The 17,941-nt window shown below is 42.2% G+C and carries 11 protein-coding genes; 2 read left to right on the top strand and 9 right to left on the bottom strand.

Annotated features, from left to right (window positions below):
- Nucleotides 1–3: 3 nt before the first annotated feature.
- From ACN9MR_RS00835 to ACN9MR_RS00795, 9 genes are all read right to left on the bottom strand, one after another.
- Nucleotides 4–3,636, bottom strand: a complete 3,633-nt coding sequence (locus ACN9MR_RS00835; RefSeq protein WP_426327752.1) for a SusC/RagA family TonB-linked outer membrane protein — start codon at nucleotides 3,634–3,636, stop codon at nucleotides 4–6.
- A 116-nt stretch (nucleotides 3,637–3,752) separates the two neighbouring features.
- Complete coding sequence (locus tag ACN9MR_RS00830; RefSeq protein ID WP_426327751.1) at nucleotides 3,753–4,880, bottom strand: FecR family protein; 1,128 nt, start codon at nucleotides 4,878–4,880, stop codon at nucleotides 3,753–3,755.
- Nucleotides 4,881–4,947: 67 nt separating this feature from the next.
- Nucleotides 4,948–5,529: an RNA polymerase sigma-70 factor gene (locus ACN9MR_RS00825; RefSeq protein WP_426327750.1), complete on the bottom strand. Its 582-nt coding sequence runs from the start codon at nucleotides 5,527–5,529 to the stop codon at nucleotides 4,948–4,950.
- A 498-nt stretch (nucleotides 5,530–6,027) separates the two neighbouring features.
- The gene (locus ACN9MR_RS00820) at nucleotides 6,028–6,456 is read right to left on the bottom strand and encodes a hypothetical protein (protein ID WP_426327748.1); all 429 of its coding nucleotides are present in this window, start codon (nucleotides 6,454–6,456) and stop codon (nucleotides 6,028–6,030) included.
- A gap of 97 nt (nucleotides 6,457–6,553) precedes the next feature.
- On the bottom strand, nucleotides 6,554–7,306 hold the full coding sequence (locus ACN9MR_RS00815; protein ID WP_426327747.1) for a hypothetical protein: 753 nt from the start codon (nucleotides 7,304–7,306) through the stop codon (nucleotides 6,554–6,556).
- Nucleotides 7,307–7,447: 141 nt separating this feature from the next.
- Nucleotides 7,448–9,103 carry an alpha-glucan family phosphorylase gene (gene glgP / locus ACN9MR_RS00810; protein ID WP_426327746.1) on the bottom strand — a complete coding sequence of 552 codons (1,656 nt, stop codon included), beginning with the start codon at nucleotides 9,101–9,103 and terminating at the stop codon, nucleotides 7,448–7,450.
- Nucleotides 9,104–9,430: 327 nt separating this feature from the next.
- Complete coding sequence (locus ACN9MR_RS00805; RefSeq protein WP_426327745.1) at nucleotides 9,431–9,799, bottom strand: BON domain-containing protein; 369 nt, start codon at nucleotides 9,797–9,799, stop codon at nucleotides 9,431–9,433.
- 60 nt (nucleotides 9,800–9,859) lie between these two features.
- Nucleotides 9,860–12,220 carry a phosphoketolase family protein gene (locus tag ACN9MR_RS00800; RefSeq protein WP_426327744.1) on the bottom strand — a complete coding sequence of 787 codons (2,361 nt, stop codon included), beginning with the start codon at nucleotides 12,218–12,220 and terminating at the stop codon, nucleotides 9,860–9,862.
- Between the two features lie 326 nt (nucleotides 12,221–12,546).
- On the bottom strand, nucleotides 12,547–15,237 hold the full coding sequence (locus ACN9MR_RS00795) for a cation-translocating P-type ATPase (RefSeq protein WP_426327743.1): 2,691 nt from the start codon (nucleotides 15,235–15,237) through the stop codon (nucleotides 12,547–12,549).
- Nucleotides 15,238–15,490: 253 nt separating this feature from the next.
- Between ACN9MR_RS00795 and ACN9MR_RS00790 the strand changes: the two genes are divergently transcribed.
- Both ACN9MR_RS00790 and ACN9MR_RS00785 read left to right on the top strand, forming a co-directional pair.
- On the top strand, nucleotides 15,491–16,708 hold the full coding sequence (locus ACN9MR_RS00790; RefSeq protein ID WP_426327742.1) for a PAS domain-containing sensor histidine kinase: 1,218 nt from the start codon (nucleotides 15,491–15,493) through the stop codon (nucleotides 16,706–16,708).
- On the top strand, nucleotides 16,683–17,735 hold the full coding sequence (locus ACN9MR_RS00785; protein WP_426327741.1) for a response regulator: 1,053 nt from the start codon (nucleotides 16,683–16,685) through the stop codon (nucleotides 17,733–17,735). The genes ACN9MR_RS00790 and ACN9MR_RS00785 overlap by 26 nt, the downstream gene beginning before the upstream one ends.
- The last annotated feature ends 206 nt before the right edge of the window (nucleotides 17,736–17,941 follow it).

Below are 17,941 nucleotides of genomic sequence, written 5' to 3'. Positions count from 1 at the left end.
AGATTAAAAGGTAAGGTTTGCACCGAAACTGAAACTGTGCTTAAAGGCAGGCATATTCCGCCCTCCCTGATTGAAAGTCTGGAACTCGGGATCTATACCAAAATCATTTGCTTTCCAGATCATAAAGTTCCCTGTTTGTGCAAAAAGCGATAAAGACTCCACGTGCAGGCGGTTCAATAACTTTGGCCCTACGATGTAATTCAGCGTAATGTCCCTGAGTTTAATATAGGAGGCGCTCACCACATTGATATCAGCATAAGTATAATAATCAATATTTCTCCGGCTTACATTCACTCCGGCACTGGCCACGTAAGATGGGATATTAGTGATGAGCTCATCCCCCGGTTTTTTCCATCTGTCCAGAAACTCCGGGCTCAGGTTACCTCCAAAACTGCCCGTGCCATATTCAATCCGTCCGTAATAATAACGGTTAACGTCCTTTCTCATCACATTGCCAAGATTATAAATCACGTTTGCAGTAAGCGAAAGGTTCTTGTATCGGAAAGTATTACTCAACCCGCCGTTAAATTTTGGAATAGTGGTACCCATATATATCAGATCTTCGGCCGTAGCGACTTCTGGATCTTTGGTAATGGTTCCATTTGCGAGACGGATCTGTGGATCGCCAAGGGCATCTAATCCTGCAAACTGATAGGCAAACAAGGGCTGTATACCATAGCCAACCACATAATTACTATTTATTCTGTCATTGGTTGTCAGCTGAGTGGGCTGGGGAGTCGAATAATTCAACAGGCGATTTCTGTTCAGACTAAAGGTTAGCCCTGTTGTCCAGCTAAAATCTTTAAGCTGCATATTCCTCGAATTCAAGGTGACTTCCAATCCACGGTTGGTCATGTTTCCAAGATTACCCCGAATAATAGATGCACCGTTAAGCGGATTCAGATCTACCTGCCCTAGCATATCAGTGGTCTTCTTGTTATACAGGTCAATACTTCCGCTGATGGAGTTCTGCAGGATACTAAAATCAATCCCAATATTAAACGTCGCAGTTTTTTCAAAGGTAAGCTGATTATTGGCAAGGCCTGCGAGCGAGTAATAATCACCGGTTACATTGTTCCGGCCAATCTGGATCACGTCCCTTGATGAACCTGCACCGATGAACGGCGAATTACCGGTGACGCCATAGGTGGTACGAAGCGCCAGATTATTGATCCATGTACTTTTCTCCAGGAAGTTTTCCTTACTTATCAGCCATTTCGTACCCACGCTGAAAGTCGGTTTACGTTGCTTTCCCTTTTCTGATCCAAACAGATTGCTATAATCCCTCCTTACACTGGCATCAAGCATGTACTTTTCATTCAGGGTGTAATTGAACAATCCGAAAAAAGATTCATTCCGGTTAAGTTGTTCAAAAGTCTCAAATGGCTTTTCGTTAAAAGTACTTCTAAAGGATGACACTGCTCCAAAGATTCCCTGGCTCAGGGCCAGATAATTAAGGCTTGCAGAAGTCAACAGATCAAGATCATAACCCCTGGCAATGGTCGTTCTGTTGGTTGCAAGCTGTTCAAGCGCTTCGTGACCAATCTGAACATTGATCCTATCCCGCCCGTCCCTGAGCCCCATATTGTAAATCAGCTGGTTTCGCAGTGTATAATTTCGCTGATCAATATTCACCGTTTTATAAGTCCCTCCCGAGGTAGGCAAATAGTAAACGGGAACATCATTAGCAGTCCGTGCCACAGTGAAGCCCAGCAGCTCCCTTCGTAGGTCGTAAGTTTTGCTATCATTATAAAGCTGGCTGGTAGAGGGTGCTTTCTGATAACTGTACGTACCATCAAAGCTTAATCCTCTCCATATTTTTAAGTTCACATTCCCGGTTAGGTTCACCGAGAGTGCATTTCCTTTTGTAAATCCCATACTGGCTTCGTCCAGTGGTGAATAATCCAGATTGATCCGGCTTCGGTTTTGGTAATCTCTTCTTACCTCCGGGGAAAGCCCCTGAACATAATTCATTTGCAGGTTATTGCCTGCATTATCCTGAAAGAGCTGATAAGGAATAAAATTGCTGCCGATTACAATACTTCTGTCGCTATCGGTTATGGTATTGTTCAATGCGGCATTCAGACTGATGCGAAGCCTGCTGATCGGCATAAAAGTCTGGTTGATATTTAAACGATATACGCCATTCTGATCTCCGGGATGGCTACTGGTGGTATTGGTGTAAGAACCAGAGGCATAGAAGTTGTAAGCTGATGATCCGCCTGAGGCAGAAAGCGTATGGTTAGTGGTGAAGGCATTTCTAAACAACAAATCTCTGATCTGGTCCCTGTTATCGATATTGCTCAGACTGTCCAGACTACGCTGCGCCTGAGCTGCACTGATCAGGCCCCGGTTCTGGTTGTAGAGAATTTGTTCGTGTGGCGCAATCACCGAGGTGCCAATAGATGCATATGGGTAAGCAGCGGGATTGAACAGCTCCCTCGCCGTTTGTATGTATTGCGCACTGTTCATCATTGGAATATAATCCAGATCTGGTTTACCGAAGAGCGAGATATTTCCTGAATAGCTGATCTTTAAGGGTTTTCCTGCAGAACCCTTCTTTGTTGTGATCACAATTACACCGTTAGAAGCCTTTACGCCCCAAATAGAGGCCGCAGAGGCATCTTTCAATACCGAAATATCCTGAACATCATCAGGATTGATTACTGACAAGTCCGTTACAGGAACACCGTTTACGACGTAAAGCGGATCTCTATTTGCCTGAATAGTCGATCTACCCCTGATGATACTTTGTTGCGTATTTCCACCGCCAAACTGCCTGTTTCCTATAAGTCCTTTCGGCCCGGCAATTACCGTTACCCCGGCAACCAGTCCATCCAACCTGGAAACCAGGTCTTGCGTAGCCACCCTGTTCTGATAAATCTGCATATCCGGTTTCCCAAAAGATCCCGTTGCCCGCTCGCGGGAAAGGGTTTGATAACCTGTGGAAACAACAGAGACTTCATCGATGGTATTGATTTGCTGATTCAGGATTACTAAAATTTCAGATGCCGATTTAACGGTCAGCGTATCCGATCTGTAACCGATATAAGAAACCACAATATTCGCGTCCCGAGGAATCCGCGAAAATACATACTCACCGTTTGTATCAGTGAAGCCTTTCAAACCTGCCTCTTTTGAGGTTACACTGGCACTGGGCAACACCCCTCCTTTTTGATCCTGTACCCGGATTTTAAGGTTGATCAAAAAAGCTTTGTTTTCTACTTTAACCCGGTTAACTACGACGATGATCCTGTTTTCTATGGTATAGTCGAAAGGCTGACCGCGAAAGCATTCATCCAGAACTGCTTTTAAAGCGGCATCCTTAACCTGGATGGTTACCCGTTTCGACCGGCCTATCTGCTCACGGTTGATTACAAAATCAACACCTGACTGCTTGCGGATATCCCTTAGCACCTCGCTCAAGGGAGCATCTTTTTTTGATAAGCTTATGCGCTCGTTCTGAGCAAAAGACCGTGCCGGAAACAGCAGAAAAAAGAAAAGTAAACAATATAGCCCGGGCGAAAAATATTTAGGAGCTATCCGTGCACCCTGACGGATCTTCCCAATAAGAGAACCTGACTTATGGACATGATTAGTTGGATCATATCCATTTCCATGGTATTTTTTATACATTTGTTTGGTTGGTTTTAGTTGATAATAGTGTTAGAACAATTACTCATCTGTACCGGCCTTCAACCGGGGGCGCCTCCAACGCTCCCGCTTTTTTACCAGTTCAGGAATTTTCCGGATTAAGGCATAACAGTTACCCTCCTTCCTTCCAGTTTAAAGTGAACCCCCTGATTCATTGTCAGCGCTTTCAATATCTCAGAAAGCTTTTTCTTTCTTGAAATGGTACTGTAGAATGCTGCATTATCCTGTTCCCCATCATAAACTACGTCTACATCGTACCATCTTGCAACCTGTCTCATTACCGTATGAAGGTCTTCCCCATTAAATACAAAATCATCATTTATCCAGGCATTTGCCTGCTCTGTATCTGCCTGTGAAACCGTAACTCCATTTGTAGTGAAATCTGCCTGTTCTCCAGGCTTAAGTGTTTTTGAGCCCTGCATACTGCCCGATATGCGTACAGAACCCGATAATAGCGTTGTCCTGATCTTTTTTTCATTAGAATAGGCTTGTATATTAAAATGCGTTCCCAATACCTGTACCGTCTGTCTTTGGGAACGAACCATAAACGGATGCGATTTATCGTGGGCCACTTCAAAATACCCCTCTCCGGATAACGTCACTATGCGTTCTTTTTTATTTTTGAAAGAGAGCGGATAGGTTAAGGTGGATGCTGCATTGAGCCAGGCTTTTGTCCCATCAGGAAGGATGATCGAAAATCTGCCACCATTAGGTGTTTCAAGCGTGTTGTTTTCGTCGGTTGCCGCCTGGTCAGCAGAAGTTTTGTAAATCACCATACCATCAGCTGATCTTGATATTTTAACACCCGGTTGGGCAATCTCCCCTTGTTGTAAATGATCCAGACTAACTTTTTTCCCGTCAGAGAGTATCAAATAGGCCCTATCCCCGCCAGGGTCTATATCATTTTTGTATACGCTTTCTACCTGACCGGAAAGGGGTGCCTTGTTCTGCATAAAATAGAGTCCGCCCAACGCCAACAGTACGATTGCGGCCGCAGCAGCAATTTTAGCTTTCAGCGCGATAACCCGAGGTTTGCGTTCAGGTAAGGCCGGCTCTACCTTACTCCATATCTCTTCTGAAATATCTTCAAGTTCCGCTGAAGAATATTTTGCATCAGTTTCCGAGCGGTAGTAGTAAAGCCAATAGCGAACGGCTTCCATTTCGGCTGCGTTACAAGTTCCGTTTTTAAACTTATCAAATAATTTTTCAGCTTCGCTTTTTTGCATTTTACATCTGTTCTATACCTACATTACACCTTACTCTGGCCAATCGGGTATAGAAGAGAAAAAAAAATTAAAGATTGATGAAATAAACTGAAAAAATCGCTGAACCGAGCCTCTTTCTAAGAATTTTTAACGCATTTTTCATCTGCGTTGCGACGGTATGCTCGGATAGGTTAAGTTTTAGGGCAATTTCTTTATTACTTAAATATTCTTTCCGTCTTAAATCGAAAACTTCCCGCATTCTACCAGGTAAATTTGCGATTTCCAGTTCGATCATTGCACTTATATCCTTTTCGCGGATCAGATAATCAGCAGAACCTTCTGAAAAATCATTAAGGGTATATTGCAGGGAGGCAATGTATTCTTCGGTTACCCCTTTACTGCGAAAAATATTAAGCACCTTATTTAATACTGACCGGTAAAGGTAAGGTGCCAGAGGTGCGCTGTCAATGATTGTTGCCCTGTTGTTCCACAAGGAAATGAAAACTTCCTGCACAATATCTTTTGCTGTTTCCTCATCCTGAAGCTTTTTCACAGCAAATAAAAACAGTAAGGTCTGATACCGACCATAGATTTCGCCAAACGCCTCCTTACTATCCTGCTTTAGATGTAGGACAAGTTGCTGATCATTATATGGAAGGTTTGCTGACATGGACCGAAGATGACCTGCGAATCTACAAAATAAATTAATCGGATATGTTAATTGGTTTTTCCAAAAGAGGTTACAATAACACCTTAGCAATAAAATATTAATGTAACTTTTTCTTTGTTCGATACTGTCCTTCCAGTTTGTTTTTCAAGACTTTTTCGAAATTGACTATAGCATCACAATGCTCGAACAAGGTCGAACTTCCGCGGATTGACTCTACTGAAACAGCAAAAAGCCTTGAAGTTCGAACTCTTTCAATGAAAGAAGCTCAAATTCAAGGCTTTTTGTTTTTAGCGCATTTTCTATTGAACATCTCAAATATAAGCAGAAACGCCTTATTCGCTAAAATAAAGCAATTAACAGTTCGATCCTGTTTGGACAGAACTACTCTGCTTCGTTTCACCTTTATACTGAGTAAACGAGTTTAATGTGGATGAAATCAAGGTTAATCTCCCGTCTGTATAATATTTAGACGAGCATTTTGGCTGACCTAAAATGAACTTAAGCCTTGGGTAAACCTTGCCGCTTTCTATCCTGTATTAATAAAATGACCAGAGAAAAAAGTTCCTGTTTAAGTTTTCTATAATTTGAATTCAGGTGGAGCATGGTGTGTTCCATCTGCTTTTGCTTTATCCCAAGCAATTCTCCATGGCCGTCAATAAGATTTTCTGTTTGTCCCTCCAGTACTTTTATATAATCAATCAGATCCGTATCAGCACTATATTTATCCTGTTCAAGCTGTAAGAATTTTTTACCGACGGCTTTTAGGTCATCAATATACACTGGGCCGGAGAGCAGTATAAAATGGTCATCAAGCAGATGATGAAGGAAAACTATTTCAATTTTAAAAAAATCGATGTCTGATGCCCAATGCTTTGCGATAGCATGATATTGGATATACGCCGGGGAGGCATTATTTATGCTGTTCATTTCTGTTTTATTTAGGTGAAATTATGAAGGGAATATTAGCATGGGCACAGGATTATACAACGCGCGATTATCTTTGAAATATTGCTGGGTAAGGGAATTAAAATGAAAATGCTGGTCTACCAGAACCAAGAGGTCGGCCTTCATTTCGTTCACTACAATTTCCAGCGTATCTATGGATTCGCCTTGATTTAGCATGTTTAGGAAGAGTTTCTTGTAACCTATTCAGGCTGACTTCATCATTAAACACCTCTTCTGCCTGATCGGTCTCCATCAGCGGAAGGCCACTGGCCGAAGCGTGTGCAATAACCAGATTAGCATCCCAACAGGTGGCAAGATCTGCCAGAAACTTTACTGTCCCGATGCCACAGAAACGCAGGTCTGTTATATACACCATGCGTTTGAGTTCGTTCTCATACCACGAGGAAGGAATGATCAATAGCGGCACCCGAATTTTATGTAGTAGATGATTAATGGCAAGATTAACATTCAGCAAAGCCTGAGGCAGAAATTCATCCAAACCCTTTACAACCATTAAGATTTCGTTTTCGCTGGCCAGCCTATATAGATCTCCCGTTTCAAAAGAAAAACTCAGTTCCTGAATTACAGGTTTAAATCCCGGATAGCGCATTTTTCTTTCAGAAAGAATTTTCATCAGCTTAGAATCGATCCCTACAGCATCCTGTACCTCTGGTAACATTTCTGTCCATCCATATTCATCCGTGGTTAGATTTAGAACTGGCAAATTAGCCAGGATAATATTTACCCCAAGACGTTGCGCCAGAACGAATGCAAATATAGCAGCATGCTCAGACTCCGGACTATGATCGTTGATGATGATAATGGATTTCATTTGTTATTTGCTTTAAGCTATACGCTGATAGCAAAGATCGGCATAGCTTAAAGCAATTGAAATGATGGTAGTCACCTTAATAGTTGCGGGTGATCATGAACCAAGGGTTTAGCACAGAAAAATCAAAAATAACGTAATTTTTTAATCGGCCTGACGGTACATCTGCTTATAATAGGCTTCTGCCATTCTCGCTGACTCGAATTCAGGGATAACACCTTTTATAGCGCTTTGAACCATATTAAACCATTTTGACGGATTATCGTAGTAAGTAGGCAAGACCGTTTTTTCCAGCGCATCCATTAAGTTGGCATTCTCTTTTTTATCTCTTTCCTCTTCGGATAGCGAACCTTCTGCAGGCTCAATAAGAAAACAGTTTTCTCCATTTAGCGCAAACTCAGGAATCCATCCATCCGGAATAGAAAGGTTGATAGCGCCATTCATTGCCGCTGTCATGCCGCTTGTTCCTGAAGCTTCACGGTACATTTTTGGATTATTAAGCCATACATCAGCTCCCTTTTTTAGAAGTGAGGATAAACCGAGTTCATAACCTACCAAAACGGCACAATTAGGAAACGCCTTTGTTTTATCAATAATCTGATTGAAGATTTGGTTTGCGCCACTATCTTCCGGATAGGGTTTTCCTGCCCAAATGAGCTGTATAGGATATTTTGAATGCTTTAATAACATCTCGAAACGCGTCCAGTCGCGCATCAGCAGATCTGCCCGTTTGTATCCGGCAAAACGCCTGGCCCATACCAGGGTGAGCACATTTTCATCAAATAGCTTTCCTGTCTGATCGGCCACTTGCAGAAACAAGCGTGATTTTAATTCCTTTTTCCGGTCCAAAAACGCCTGTTGATTATTGTCATTTACGCGCTGAGCGATAGCCTTATCCTGCCAGTACTTTTGATTCTGTGCATTGGTTATGAAAACAATCTCACATATGCCATCATAGCCTCCCCACATTTCGCGGGCAACTTCACCATGAAGTTTGGAAACAGCGTTTGCTTTGCCAGAAAACTTCAATGCTGCCAGCGTATAATTAAACTTCTCGCCCTCCATTCCCAGCACAAATTTAACTTCATGTTCCTGCATGTGGTAAAAGAACGACATCTCTTTTAACAACGAAAAATCATGTTCTTCATTACCTGCAAGCTCAGGGGTATGGGTTGTAAAACGCATTCTTTTTTTAATCTCTTCGAGATTTTGATACTTTGAATACAGATAAAAATTAAGTGGCACCGCATGCCCTTCATTCATATGATAGTAATCTGGCTGCAGGTTGAGCTGATCCAGCAGCATTCCGCCACCAATCCCCAGAATGATTGACTGCGCAATCCGGGTGGCCTCGTTTGGGTCGTATAACCGGTGAGTAATGCTCCTGCTTACTTCATCGTTTTCAGGGAGATCGGTACTCAGCAAAAATAAAGGTGCGGTGCCAAATGTGGCAGGCCGCAATAAAAATGCTTTGACTTTAACGGTAGCACTATGTACCGGAACAGAGAGAACAATCCCTGTATCTTCCAGAAACGAATAATCTTTCTGAATGAAGGCCGGAACCATATTGTTATCCTTATCCCTTACCTGGTCGTAATAACCGTATTTCCAGAGCATGCCGATGCCTAACAAATTTTGTTTCAATTCGAATGCACTCCGAAGATGGGATCCGGAGAGAAACCCCAGGCCTCCGCTATAAATTTTAAGGGATTGATCAATGGCAAACTCCATTGAAAAATAGGCTACACTGGTTTGATATGCTGCATCAGGGCTGTACCCAAAGTACTCGGTTCTGGTCATAGAAAACGTTTTGTTCGTGGATTATTTTATTGGAGAATTAAGAAATTGTTAAAAAAGAACCTGTTTATATATTCAGGATCAAATAATAAGTTCCTTAAAAGTATTCTACAAAAACCAAACCAATGAACCCGTCCGCATTAAATTGTTCCCCATTTTTTAAAGATTTTTTTGATATACCTTCCCAAGGGCAGATATGGCCAGCGCATCATGTCTTTGGAAAGCATTACAAATAAATGCCGGCTGGAGATCCAGTTCAATATACCCAATTTCAAAAGTAAATATCGACGGGACAAGCCGATTCCATGTCCCCTCTTATCATTTCCCTTTTCACCAGATTTCATTAGCACTCCTTTCAAAGTGCAAATCCGGATGCAGCGGACCTATGAGATGCATAGGTTGGTCATTGTCATTTTTATAAGCATGCTTACTATCCAAGGCCAGGTTTGCGCCCATGTAAACAATCAGGTTGCTTTTAAATGAAAACCTGACTTCTATTTTCTGAATAACATTTTTCACCCCCTTCACAGATTTTGCGACATGTTCTGCAGCAAGTTTTTTGGCGTAGCTATCCACTGATCCTTTAAGGGTCACCAAACCATGTTCCACCGAAACCTCTATTTTCTCTACACCGATAAGGGAGTCGGTCGTGATCGCCAGTCTAACCTCCTCCGCTAATTTTTTATTCTTCTTTTTCATTATAATTTCCACTATTAATGGGCCAAATTTGCTCCTTCTCATCATCATATTTTGTTTATTTTATCCGCGCCTGTTGAATCTCCAGTTTTTTATTTCTGGCATATCATCAAGATGTACACCTATGTATTCTTTATGGCTGGCTAATTTGTCCTCACAAAAACGGATAAATTCATCAGCCTGTTGCTGGAACCGGGGAACGCGTTTAACCGCTTCCATAGCTAAATGATACCGGCTCATCTGATTTAATACCACCATATCAAATGGTGTGGTGGTTGTTCCTTCCTCCATAAAGCCCCGAACATGAAACCGTGCGGGATCGGGCCGTCCATGAACCAGATCATGAATAATACGGACGTAACCATGGAATGCAAAAATCACCGGGGCAGCATCGGTAAACAGGTCTTCAAAATATTCATCACTTAATCCATGCGCATGGTATGCTCTTGGAGAAAGGGCCATTAAATCAACCACATTAACAACCCTTACCCGAAGTTCAGGCAGGTGTGTGCGGAGAATTTCGGCGGCTGCGATCGTTTCCTGGGTGGGTACGTCTCCGGCGCATGCCAGGATCACCTCTGCTTCGCCAAGATCATTTCCAGCCCATTCCCAAACGGATGCCCCTTTTTCACAATGCGCTACAGCTTCCTCCATCCCTAACCACTGCAGCTCAGGCTGTTTACCTGCAACCACAACATTAACATAGTTTTTACTTCTCAGGCAATGATCCATTACCGATAACAGCGTATTGGCATCGGGTGGTAAATAGATCCTGATTACACTGCTTTTTTTATTGACCACCGTATCAATAAATCCTGGCCCCTGATGACTATAACCATTATTATCCTGCCTCCATACATGAGAGGTTAACAGATAGTTTAACGAAGCTATTGGTTTACGCCAGGGGATTTCCTGAGTGGTCTTCAGCCATTTTGCATGCTGGCTAACCATAGAATCGACAATGGTTACGAAAGCTTCATAACAAGGAAACAGGCCATGCCTGCCCGTTAACAGATAACCTTCCAGCCAGCCCTCGCAAAGGTGCTCGCTCAATACTTCCATTACCCTGCCATCCGGAGATAATTTATCATCAGTATCGATAATTTTCTCCATGAAGCACCGGTCAGTAACCTGAAAAACAGCTTCTAATCTATTTGAGTTCGTTTCATCGGGACAGAACAATCTAAAATTCTTATTGGCTGCATTCATGGTAAATATTTCACGCAAAAACTTACCTAGATTCCGGGTGCTTTCTGCCTGGATTGTTCCCGGATGCGCTACTTTGATCCCGTAGTGTTTGAAGTCTGGCAGAATAAGATCCTTTAACAATATTCCCCCGTTTGCATAAGGTAATGCGCTCATTCTTTTATCCCCAACGGGCGAAAGGCTGCGGAGGTCAGCGTTTAGCGTACCATGCTCATCAAAGAGCTTTTCAGGCTCATAGCTGCGCATCCATACCTCAAGGGCTTGCAATTTCTCAGGGTTCTCCTTAACTCCGGCCAACGGAACCTGATGCGAACGGAACGATCCCTCGATAGGCAGATTATTCCAGGATTTGGGCCCGGTCCACCCCTTGGGCGTTCTTAAAATAATCATAGGCCATTTTCTTTGGTGGATTATACCTTCAGCCCTGGCATTGTACTGGATCTTTCTGATCTTATCATAAACAATATCCAAAGTAGAAGACAGCTGGTGGTGAACATTGTGCGGGTGCTCCCCTTCAACGAAAAACACCTCATATCCATATCCTTTGAACAGTTCACTTAAAGCGGTATCATCCATGCGGGAAAATATGGTAGGACTTGCTATTTTGTATCCGTTTAGGTGAAGTATGGGCAACACCGCACCATCTCTTGCGGGATTTAAAAAAGCAACCGAATTCCAGCTTGCTGCCAGAGGACCTGTTTCCGCCTCTCCATCTCCGATTACGCAGGCGGCAATCAGGTTTGGGTTATCAAATACAGCGCCGAAAGCATGCATCAGGGAATAGCCCAATTCGCCGCCCTCATTGATTGATCCCGGCGTGTGGGCACTTACATGACTGGGAATTCCTCCGGGAGTAGAAAACTGCCTAAAAAGTTTAAGCATACCTTCCTCATCCATTGTTACCTCAGGAAAAAGTTCGGTATATGTACCTTCCAGATAGGTATGGGCCACGATGGCAGGTGCACCGTGACCAGGTCCGCACACATACAGAATATCCGCATTTGTATCTTTTATCAATCTGTTCAGGTGGACATAAATAAGGTTTAAGCCGGGAGAGGTGCCCCAGTGGCCAAGCAACCTGGGTTTAATGTCATCTGGTGTAAGCGGGTTACGCAATAACGGATTGGCCTGTAAATAAATCTGACCAGCAGATAAGTAATTTACCGCTTGCCAGTATTGATGTATTTTATCGATTTCTATTTCTGAAATTTCTTGCATGGTATTTTGGATTAAGCTTTAAACATGTATTGTTTTAAGCTTCATGGATAATGATTCGACAGGTTTTTAGCTAAGTTTATATAGATCTGAAATTAAAAATCAAGACTTAAGACGAATAAAAAACTACATATCAAGTCTATATCATTCTAATCTGGTATGTTTAATCAAATATCCTCAACTATACTGGGCCAGGAAATGATAGTGGTCATGTTTAATAGAGATGTTGATCCTAAAATAGAAGATCAAGACTGAGTAAGTATGTTATTCAGCAGGTAACTGATATAGCCCGTTCGTGGTTTATTTGTAAGCACTAATTACTGTATGGATTATTTTTGATGCTTTTTTCCTAAAATCAATTTGTAAAACTGAACCAGTATCAGCGGCAGTGTACCTGCAAAAATTGCGGTGAGCCATGCCTGTAATGGTATTATGCTGAGATTAAGCACCTGCCGGCTTTTGGGAAAAACATACACCAAGGTGATAAGAGAAAAGCAGAATATGATTGCCATCCATACGAATTTATTTTTGGTCACCTCATTTTTCGTCATTCCCGAGCGCAAGGAAGACATATTGAATACATGAAATAATTGGGCAGCAGCCAGCGTAATAAATGCTACGTTATTGATGACCGCTACTTTTTCACTTACATATCTCATGCATATAAAAATCGCAAGCATAACCGAAAGCGTCATGAGCCCTGCATAAACCAAAATCACCAGCCAGTTACGGTTAGATATAATCTCAAGGCCAGGATCTCTCGGAGCCTTCAACATAATGGATTTATCGCCCTTCCCCAGGCCAAGAGCAAGCGCAGGAAAAACATCAGTAACCATATTCAAAAACAGAATCTGTAAGGGAAAGAGGATGGCACCGGTTCCCAAAAAGCCCAGTAGGGTTACAATAATAATTTCGCTCAGGTTACAGGATATCAGATAGATGACAAAGCGCTGGATATTCTGAAAGATTTCTCTTCCATTGGCAACGGCCCGGGTAATCGATACAAAGGAGTCATCCTTAAGCACAATATTTGCAGTTTCTTTTGCCACTTGAGTGCCCCGTAGTCCCATGGCAATCCCTATATCTGCCTTTTTTATTGCTGGCGCATCATTTACACCGTCTCCGGTCATCGCCACCAAAAAGCCAGCCTTCTGATAGGTATCCACAATTTCGAGTTTCTGTTTAGGAGAAGTTCTGGCAAAGACAGTAGTGGAAAGAATCCGATCCCTCCACTCCTGATCCAATGCGTCTTCCTGCGGAAGGGAATTCCCCAATATGACCTGATTATCCGCTATTTCTGTAATGCCAACCTTTTTTGCAATACTTAAAGCTGTTAACGGATGGTCTCCGGTAATCATAACGATTTTTATACCTGCAGCGCGGCAGGTTGCGATAGCGCCTTTGATATCACTCCGCGGAGGATCCAAAAACCCAACCATCCCCACATAGGTTAGCTCAGTTATGAAGTCGCCATCAGGCATTTCATTCAGGCTTTTGAAGGCAAAAGCCAATACCCTTAACCCACTTGCTGAAAGGTTTTCTGCATTGGCGAGTATTTTTTCCCGATCACTGGAAGTGATTTCATTTAAACTATTTCCAGACTGGATCTTTGTACACTTTAAGATCAAACCTTCAACTGCCCCTTTCACTGAAATGAAATAATCATTTCCATTTTGATCGGCAGTTGCCATCAGTTTAGTTTCAGCGCTGAATGGAATCTCCGATTTTCTCTGGTAATGTGCTGCAGACCCCTCCCCGGAAAACGCCGCGGCTTTGTTCAACAGCAATAAGGCAATTTCAATAGGATCACCAGATACCTTAGCCGGCTCAGTTTGATCGACAGGGGCGTTGTTACAAAGCGTGCCGATTTTAACCAATAGCTCAAAATTTTTCTGGCTTCTGTTAATACCCATATCATCATACACTAAATGTCCCTTTTCCATAGAAACATGTACTTCTTCGCCAGGAAAAGACAGGACTTTTACAAAAATCTTATTTTCAGTCAAGGTTCCGGTTTTGTCTGTAAGGATGACGTTCACTCCGCCTAGCGTTTCGACCGAGGAAAGTCTTTTAACGATGGCATCTCTTTTTGCCATGCGCAGCATGCCAAAAGCGAGCGCAACCGTTGATACAATAGGAAGGCCTTCAGGAAAGGCAGCCACAGCAAGTGCTATAGACGTTTCCAGAATCTCGAGCCAGGGTTTCCCTTCAATAAAAGCGGTGAGTGCAAAAAAAGCCGTCATGAACAGGGTGATGTAAATTAACTTTTTGGTCAGATTTCCGATTTTGATATCCAAAGGTGATTTGGTGGCAGCTGAACGACCAACCATCTCGCTGATCTTGCCCAGTTCGGTGTTTGCGGCAATGCCTGTAATAATGACTTTGCCATTTCCGTTCATCACCGCTGTGCCTTTGTATACCATGTTTATTGATGCAGATGCATCAGTATCTGCCCCCTGGCTATCGCTGGTTTTAAGGATGGGAAATGATTCCCCCGTCAATGCAGACTCATCTACCTGAAGTCCGTTTGATTCGATAACCCGGCCATCTCCAGATACCATGTCTCCGGAATCAAGCAGCAGCAAATCTCCAGGGGTCAATTGTTCGGAAAGCACATCTATGGTTTTTCCGCCCCTAATGACTTTAGAGACACTTAGGTCCATTTCTTTCAATGCCCGCATGGAACTCCTTGCCTGAAGTTCCATAAAAAAACCAATCAGGGCATTAACCAAAATAACGATAAATATGGCGATTGCTTCCAACGGGTTTTTAAAATATAGCGATGCAAATGCAGCCACAAACAGCAGGTAAACGATAGGACTGTTAAACTGTTCAAAAAACATCTGCCAGATACTTTTGACCTTTTGGCTGATGTTAATGTTGAGCCCAAATTGGACTGAACGTAACGAAGCCTCATTATCACTGATCCCCTGTTGGCCATCTGTTCCAAAGGCATTGAAAAGTTCACCAAGGCTTAAAGCCGGGACCGATGTGTTATTGGCGGCCAGGTTGTTGTTCATATTTATTGTATAATTTTCAATACCAGAATTGGTATGCGATACCATGTTCAGCAAAAATACCCTAACTATTGTGGTTAGAAATGATCGTCCCGACCTTGATTGATGATGCTCATCACTAGCGGTTGACCATTTTCCATTTTGAATGACGACCTTCCGGGTGTTGATATTCTTTGATAGAAGAAAAACAAAACAATCCCCTTTGGCGATCGTTCTACTAATGCAGCTAAAATATTTAGCTGTTAATCAATAAATTATGGAAAATTCCGTATTGCTAAGGGCAATTATTGACAATGCAATAGACGGACTGATCACTATTGATGACCGGGGCATTGTAGAATCGATAAACCCCTCTGCATGCCGTCTTTTCAATTATGATCCTGAAGAAGTAATCGGACGGAATATATCCATGCTGATGCCTGAGCCAGATAGATCTTATCATGACCATTATCTTTTTAATTATAAAAAAACGGGCGAAGCAAATATCATTGGGATTGGCCGAGAACTGATAGGCATGAAGAAAAACGGAAGTTACTTTCCATTTCGGCTGGGCGTAAGTGAGGTTAAGTATTCAGGCAGGATAATTTATGCTGGTTTCATTCATGATCTGACCAGAGAAAAAGAGGCAGAAGGAAAATTGCAAGACTATGCGGCACAACTTGAGGTTCAAGTGGAAGAGCGAACGCATTCGCTAAGAATGACTGTAGATGCATTGAAACGTACTCAGGTAGACCTGAACCTGTCGCTTAACAAGGAAAAAGAACTTGGACAGTTGAAGAGCAGATTTGTATCCATCGCTTCTCATGAGTTCAGGACGCCACTGAGCCTCGTTCAGCTATCTGCTTCCTTAATCGAACGTTATACCGAAATACTTGATCAAAAGAACATCGGAAAGCATGTGGGTAAAATCAAGGATGCTGTACTTAATATTACTGCGATTTTAAATGATTTTTTATCTCTGGAAAAATTAGACAGCGGTATGGTCAAGCCATCCCTGAATCACTTTAACTTATCAGAGATGGCAGAAGAAATTACCGGCGAGATGCAGGTTGTTTTACAGGGAAAGCAAAAGATTATCTTTAAACACAGGGGTACTATCCAAAAGATAACACTCGATCAAAATCTATTAAAAAATTGTATCATCATATTAATAGACAACGCCATTAAATATTCAGGAGCTGATAGTCAGATTCAGTTTTATACCAAGATTAATGAGCATAATTGTACCATCAGAATCTGTGATGATGGGATTGGTATTCCTGAAAGCGATCACAAACACCTCTTCGATGCTTTTTTTCGTGCCCACAATACCGGCAATATATCGGGCACCGGGCTTGGATTGAGTATACTTTCCAGATATACAGGATTGATGAATGGGCATGTCAGTTTTAAAAGCAGAGTTAACAAGGGAACCTTATTTACATTGACCTTCCCACAAAAAAATAACCATGAGCAAAAAAGTATTGATTATTGAAGATCATGGTGAGATCCGTACAAACCTGGTTGAAATTCTAGAAATGGCCCGTTATACGGTATATCAGGCTGAGAACGGTAAACTTGGTGTTGAACTGGCCATCAGCCATGTTCCAGATATCATCCTTTGTGATATCATGATGCCAGAGCTCGATGGATATGGTGTGTTGTACATGCTCAACAGGCATGAGCAGACAGCAGGAATTCCATTTATTTTTCTGACTGCAAAGGCCGAACATACAGATCTTCGGAAAGGAATGGAACTGGGCGCAGATGATTATTTGGTCAAACCCTTTGATGATATGGAATTACTAAATGCCATTGATATCCGTTTAAGAAAGAAAGCTGCAAACGATCTTTCCCACCGGAGCAAAGCTGAGGCATTCAAAGTATTGGTTGAGAAAACAGACGGTCTTGCAGAATTCAATAAAATAATTGAAGAAAAAAAAAGCAGGGATTTCAAAAAGAACCAGGTAATTTATTACGAGCAGGATCATGGAAAAGGGCTCTATCTGATAACACGTGGAAGAGTTAAAACCATAAAACTGGCAAAAGATGGCAGGGAGCTAATGACAGGAATTTATGGTCAGGGCGACTATCTGGGGATTAATTCGGTATTAAGTGATAGTTGTTATGCAGATACTGCCACAGCACTTGAAGATAGTAGTGTGTGTTTAATTCCACTAGATCAGATGGAAACCATACTTAATTTATATCCGGAGGTAGCCAGAAAATTTATCCATTTGCTTTCCAGAGATAATAGAGCAAAAGAAGAACAGCTGTTGGAACTGGCTTATCATTCAGTGAGAAAAAAAATGGCCGGTACATTGCTCCGACTATATGAGCAGGCAAAGGTAAATGATAATTTAATCAATATCACCAGGGAAGACCTTGCCGCTATGGCCTGCATAGCAACGGAAACGGTGAGCCGCACCTTATCAGATTTTAAGGATGAGCTGCTCATTGCTAGAAACGGAACAAAGATTACGCTACTGAATCATGATGGACTTGCTAAAATGAAAAATTAAAGTCTATAATATTAAAATACCATAGCTATTATAAAAAAGCACTCCTTTATAACTTCCTGATAACATCAAGGGAATTTAAGTAGCCTCAATGATTCGATTATTCCGCAAAGGAATAACCTTTAGTCCTAAAATCCTTTTACATGGATATAGTACCTTCACTTTAAAGCAAAACCCGTGTCAGACCCGTTCCATCAGGCGTAGAAAAA

The sequence above is a fragment of the Pedobacter sp. R-06 genome (assembly GCF_049913135.1).
Lineage (GTDB): Bacteria > Bacteroidota > Bacteroidia > Sphingobacteriales > Sphingobacteriaceae > Pedobacter.
The sequence above is the reverse complement of the archived record's forward strand: the minus strand, read 5'-3'. Positions and strand labels throughout refer to the sequence as shown.

Bases quoted from the DNA above. Each gene is read 5' to 3' on its own strand.
- ACN9MR_RS00835 (WP_426327752.1), bottom strand. From the start codon at position 3,636: ATGTATAAAAAATACCATGGAAATGGATATGATCCAACTAATCATGTC.
- ACN9MR_RS00830 (WP_426327751.1), bottom strand. From the start codon at position 4,880: ATGCAAAAAAGCGAAGCTGAAAAATTATTTGATAAGTTTAAAAACGGA.
- ACN9MR_RS00825 (WP_426327750.1), bottom strand. From the start codon at position 5,529: ATGTCAGCAAACCTTCCATATAATGATCAGCAACTTGTCCTACATCTA.
- ACN9MR_RS00820 (WP_426327748.1), bottom strand. From the start codon at position 6,456: ATGAACAGCATAAATAATGCCTCCCCGGCGTATATCCAATATCATGCT.
- ACN9MR_RS00815 (WP_426327747.1), bottom strand. From the start codon at position 7,306: ATGAAATCCATTATCATCATCAACGATCATAGTCCGGAGTCTGAGCAT.
- glgP (WP_426327746.1), bottom strand. From the start codon at position 9,103: ATGACCAGAACCGAGTACTTTGGGTACAGCCCTGATGCAGCATATCAA.
- ACN9MR_RS00805 (WP_426327745.1), bottom strand. From the start codon at position 9,799: ATGAAAAAGAAGAATAAAAAATTAGCGGAGGAGGTTAGACTGGCGATC.
- ACN9MR_RS00800 (WP_426327744.1), bottom strand. From the start codon at position 12,220: ATGCAAGAAATTTCAGAAATAGAAATCGATAAAATACATCAATACTGG.
- ACN9MR_RS00795 (WP_426327743.1), bottom strand. From the start codon at position 15,237: ATGAACAACAACCTGGCCGCCAATAACACATCGGTCCCGGCTTTAAGC.
- ACN9MR_RS00790 (WP_426327742.1), top strand. From the start codon at position 15,491: ATGGAAAATTCCGTATTGCTAAGGGCAATTATTGACAATGCAATAGAC.
- ACN9MR_RS00785 (WP_426327741.1), top strand. From the start codon at position 16,683: ATGAGCAAAAAAGTATTGATTATTGAAGATCATGGTGAGATCCGTACA.